A 4,878-nucleotide genomic window follows, 5' to 3' on the forward strand; every position below is an offset into this window, starting at 1 on the left:
AGACAGGTATGATGGCCTCGCCATCCGCTCGGCGACCAAGGTCACCGAAAAGCTGATCAACGCCGCTACCAATCTCAAAGTCATCGGCCGCGCCGGCATCGGCGTCGACAATGTCGATATCCCGGCGGCAAGCCGCAAGGGCATCATCGTGATGAACACGCCCTTCGGCAACTCGATCACCACAGCCGAACATGCGGTGGCGATGATCTTTGCGCTGGCGCGCCAGATCCCTGAAGCCAACGCCTCGACCCATGCCGGCAAATGGGAAAAGAACCGCTTCATGGGCGTCGAGATCACCGGCAAGACGCTGGGCGTCATCGGCTGCGGCAACATCGGTTCGATCGTCGCGACGCGCGGCGTTGGCCTCAAGATGCACGTCATCGCCTTCGATCCGTTCCTGTCGGACAGCCGTGCCGAGGAGCTTGGCGTCGACAAGGTCGAGCTCGACGAGCTGTTCGCCCGCGCCGATTTCATCACCCTGCACACGCCGCTGACCGACAAGACGCGCAACATCATCGATGCCGCGGCGATCGCCAAGATGAAGAAGGGCGTGCGCATCATCAATTGCGCACGCGGCGGTCTGATCGTCGAGGCCGATCTGGTCGCAGCGCTGAAGAGTGGCAAGGTGGCCGGCGCTGGCGTCGACGTCTTCGAGGTCGAACCGGCCGAGAACAACGAACTGTTCGGCATGGAGAATGTGGTGGCGACGCCGCATCTCGGCGCCTCGACGACGGAGGCCCAGGAGAATGTCGCGCTGCAGGTTGCCGAGCAGATGGCCGACTATCTGATCAAGGGCGCCGTCTCCAACGCCATCAACATGCCGTCGATCACCGCCGAGGAGGCGCCGCGGCTGAAGCCGTTCGTCAAGCTCGCCGAGGTGCTCGGCGCCTTTGTCGGCCAGGTCACCGAGGATCCGATCAAGGAGGTGGAGATCCTGTTCGACGGCTCGACCGCGACGATGAACACGCGCGCGCTGATCAGTGCAGCACTCGCCGGGCTGATCCGGCCTCAGGTCTCGGACGTCAACATGGTGTCGGCGCCGATCATGGTGAAGGAGCGCGGCATCATCGTGGCCGAGGTCAAGCGCGACAAGTCGGGCGTGTTCGACGGCTATATCAAGCTGACGGTGAAGACCGAGCACATGACGCGCTCGATCGCCGGCACATGCTTCTCGGATGGCAAGCCACGCTTCATCCAGATCAAGGGCATCAACCTCGATGCCGAGGTCGGCCAGCACATGCTCTACACCACCAATGCGGACGCGCCGGGCATCATCGGCCTGCTCGGCACCGTCTGCGGCGAGAATGGCGTCAACATCGCCAACTTCCAGCTCGGCCGCAACCGGCCGGGCGGCGATGCCATAGCGCTGCTCTATCTCGACGCGCCGTTCCCGGAAGCCGTGCTGGAAAAGGTCAAGGCGCACAAGTCGATCGACTCGGCCAAGCGGCTGCAGTTCGACGTCAACGCGATGTGATTGAGGACAGGCGGTCGCCGACCCACCTCGTTGACGCCGGCCGCCGCGGCGGCCGGTTCATGTCAACTCGTCCGAGCCATCGGAGACACCCACGCGATGTCGGTAGACCAGTTCCCAGCCCTTCCAGCCCGTAAACAGCAAGATGAGAACCACGATCAGCGATAGGACGATGCCGGTTGGCATCACGGCCGCCGCTCCGCCGGCATACCGCGAGTACCAGTTGTAAAGCTCGATCAACACGACGAGTACATTGCCGCCGGCATGGAGCCATGCCGTCGTGAGATTGCGGACCTGCACATCGCCGAGAACATCCGTCAAGCCAGCAAGCGCAGCCAGGGCAGCCATGATCAGGCCTGCGCCGAGAAGCCAAAGCGACCCGGTGACCCATCCAGGATCGGCTGTTCGCCAGAAGATAAGGTCGCAAACGAAGGTGCCGACAAAAAAGGCAATCGGAAACGGAATCAGCATCGGGTGGATAGGGTGACCAGCAATGCTTGCCGTGCTGCGAGGGTTGTGGCTCATCATGTCGCCTCCCTGGCGTTCAAACTCCGCTGGAGGTGAAATGTTCCAAGTAGGGGACGCGGCAGGATTCATGCCGCTGTTTCCGCGCCATTGGCGAAGTCCAGGCCGTTCGCGTGATTACCGCGACGGCGGAGGGCGTCAGCCGCCAAATGTCATCCGCGGTGGTCCGCCACCGCCATCTTGCGCCCGCTGTATTCGGCAAGCCCGATGCCGCCCAGCACGAGCACCAAGGCCAGCGCCTGATAGAGCTGGAACGTCTCGCCGACGATCAGCACCGACAGCAGCGTGCCGAAGATCGGCACCAGATTGATGAACAGGCCGGCGCGGTTGGCGCCGATCAGCTCGTTGCCCCTGATGTAGAAGATCTGCGAAACGACCGATGCGCCGATCGCCGTATAGACGATGACGGTCCAGCCGCGCGCGTCGGGCATGATGACCTTGCCGGCGAGGACCTCCCACAGGAAGAACGGCAACGAGGTGACGAGTGCCGAAACCGACAGGGCCAGCATCAGGCTCTGCCAGTGCATCACCGGCTTCAGCCGCAACCCCACCGAATAGCCGCTGTAGAGAAAGACTGCGACCAGCATGATGGCGTCACCGAAATTGAGTTCCAGCGTCAACAGCCGGCGCGGGTCGCCATGGCAGGCGGTGAGGATCACGCCGGCGACGGTCAGCACGACGCCGACAATCTGCGCCCAGTTCACGCGCAGGCGGAAGAAGACGAAATTGGCAGTCATGATCAGGATCGGCATCGCCGCCTGTTCGATCGAGACATTGATCGCTGTCGTGTAGTTGAGCGCCGTGTAGAAGATGGTGTTGAACAGGGTGAAGCCGCTGGCGCCGAGGGCGACCAGCACGAACCAGTGCTTGCGGACTACCGGCCAGTCCTTCTGGATGGTCTTCCAGCCGATGGGCAGCATGATCGCCACGGCCAGCACCCAGCGCAGGAAGACCAGCGTCATCGGCGAGACGTGATCGACCGCCAGCTTGCCGGCCACCGAATTTCCACCCCAAAGCAAGGTGGTGAGCAGCAGGAATATGTAGGCGCTTCGATGCATCGCGGGATTCCAGTCGCCGGAGCTGCGGTGTTTGCCGGCCTATTGCCCTCGCTCGCCCAAGTAAATGATGTCAAAGCCGAAAATTGTTGTGCCTCAGGGCATTTTCGACGGCAAAGAAAGGTCGCGCTCGCGAGGTCTTGACGTTATAGAGGCCTGTCGTTTCGAACCATATTCAAGCCGCTTGGCGGCGTCTCAAGGGAAAAGAAACATGGCCAATGTGGTGGTCGTCGGCTCGCAGTGGGGTGACGAAGGCAAGGGCAAGATCGTCGACTGGCTGTCGGAGCGCGCCGATGTCGTGGTGCGTTTCCAGGGCGGCCACAATGCCGGCCATACGCTGGTCGTCGACGGCAAGGTCTACAAGCTGTCGTTGCTTCCGTCGGGCGTCGTGCGCCACGGCAAGCTGTCCATCATCGGCAATGGCGTCGTGTTCGACCCGCACGCTTTCGTCGCCGAGGTGGCAAAACTCAAGGCGCAAGGTGTCGAAGTAGCGCCGGATCGCCTGAAAATAGCCGAAAACACAGCGCTTATCCTGTCCCTGCATCGAGAGCTGGACGGATTTCGTGAGGACGCCGCATCCAATTCCGGGACGAAGATTGGCACGACCCGTCGCGGCATCGGCCCCGCCTATGAGGACAAGGTGGGCCGGCGCGCGGTCAGGGTGATGGATTTGGCGGATTTGGAAACACTGCCCTTGAAAATCGACAGGCTGCTGACGCACCACAATGCGCTGCGTCGCGGGCTTGGTCATGCGGAAGTCACGCATGACACGATCATGCAGGAACTAACCTCGGTCGCCGACGACATCCTGCCCTATATGGACCGGGTCTGGAAGATCCTCGACGACAAGCGCCGGGCTGGCGAGCGCATCCTGTTCGAGGGCGCGCAGGGCACACTGCTCGATATCGACCACGGCACCTATCCGTTCGTGACCTCGTCGAACACGGTTGCCGGACAGGCTGCCGCCGGCTCCGGCGTTGGCCCGGGCGCCATCGGCTATGTGCTCGGCATCACCAAGGCCTATACGACACGCGTCGGCGAGGGTCCGTTCCCGACCGAGCAGAAGAACGAGGTCGGCGAATTCCTCGGCACGCGCGGCCATGAATTCGGCGTCGTCACCGGTCGCAAGCGCCGCTGCGGCTGGTTCGACGCGGTGCTGGTGCGCCAGGCCGTCGCGGTCAACGGCATCAAGGGCATCGCGCTGACCAAGCTCGACGTGCTTGACGGGCTGGACGAGATCAAGGTCTGCACCGGTTACCGTCTCGACGGCGAGATGATCGATTATCTGCCGGCCAGCCAGGGCGCGCAGGCACGTGTCGAACCGGTCTACGAGACGCTCGAGGGCTGGAAAGGCACCACTGCCGGCGCGCGCAGCTGGAATGATCTGCCGGCCCAGGCGGTCAAGTATGTCCGCTACATCGAGGAGCTCATCGGCGCACCGGTCGCGCTCCTTTCCACCAGCCCGGAACGCGACGACACGATACTTGTGACCGATCCGTTTCAAGACTAGTTTCTGAGCCTTTCCGGGCATCGCGGCTGATTTGCGGGGGCCGACGCGGAAGCAAAATACAGGTCGACTGAAGCATGGCAGATTTCGTTGCTATTCTGAAAAACGCGCTCGACAAGCATGGCGACGAGACGCCGGAAAAGCGTACGCGCATCTATGCCAGCGTTCGCACCATGCTAGCGAAGAAGCTTGGTGAACGTTCGCCGCCGTGGGCTCCCGAAGCCATAGCCACGCAGATGCGTTCGCTGGAAGACGCCATTACAAGCGTCGAGCGCGATTATGCCAAGAGCGTGCCGGAGACCGACCCGCTCGCGGAGCTG

At 62.5% G+C, this 4,878-nt stretch carries 4 protein-coding genes and 1 pseudogene; 3 read left to right on the forward strand and 2 right to left on the reverse strand.

The window, feature by feature from the left end; translation table 11 throughout:
• On the forward strand, nucleotides 1-1,474 hold a 1,474-nt coding region (gene serA / locus EN879_RS24360; RefSeq protein ID WP_127274296.1), incomplete at its 5' end, for a phosphoglycerate dehydrogenase.
• A gap of 57 nt (nucleotides 1,475-1,531) precedes the next feature.
• On the opposite strand, the gene EN879_RS24365 is transcribed toward serA, so the two are convergent.
• Both EN879_RS24365 and EN879_RS24370 read right to left on the reverse strand, forming a co-directional pair.
• Nucleotides 1,532-1,996, reverse strand: coding sequence for a DUF2231 domain-containing protein (locus EN879_RS24365; RefSeq protein ID WP_013529160.1), 465 nt, complete (start codon nucleotides 1,994-1,996; stop codon nucleotides 1,532-1,534).
• Between the two features lie 152 nt (nucleotides 1,997-2,148).
• Nucleotides 2,149-3,054, reverse strand: a complete 906-nt coding sequence (locus EN879_RS24370; protein ID WP_063169196.1) for a DMT family transporter — start codon at nucleotides 3,052-3,054, stop codon at nucleotides 2,149-2,151.
• 208 nt (nucleotides 3,055-3,262) lie between these two features.
• Between EN879_RS24370 and EN879_RS24375 the strand changes: the two genes are divergently transcribed.
• Both EN879_RS24375 and EN879_RS24380 read left to right on the forward strand, forming a co-directional pair.
• On the forward strand, nucleotides 3,263-4,561 hold the full coding sequence (locus tag EN879_RS24375; protein ID WP_063169195.1) for an adenylosuccinate synthase: 1,299 nt from the start codon (nucleotides 3,263-3,265) through the stop codon (nucleotides 4,559-4,561).
• A 74-nt stretch (nucleotides 4,562-4,635) separates the two neighbouring features.
• A pseudogene (locus EN879_RS24380) lies at nucleotides 4,636-4,878 on the forward strand (hypothetical protein); the annotation flags it as partial.

The sequence above is a fragment of the Mesorhizobium sp. M7A.F.Ca.AU.002.02.1.1 genome (assembly GCF_003998535.1).
Lineage (GTDB): Bacteria > Pseudomonadota > Alphaproteobacteria > Rhizobiales > Rhizobiaceae > Mesorhizobium > Mesorhizobium ciceri.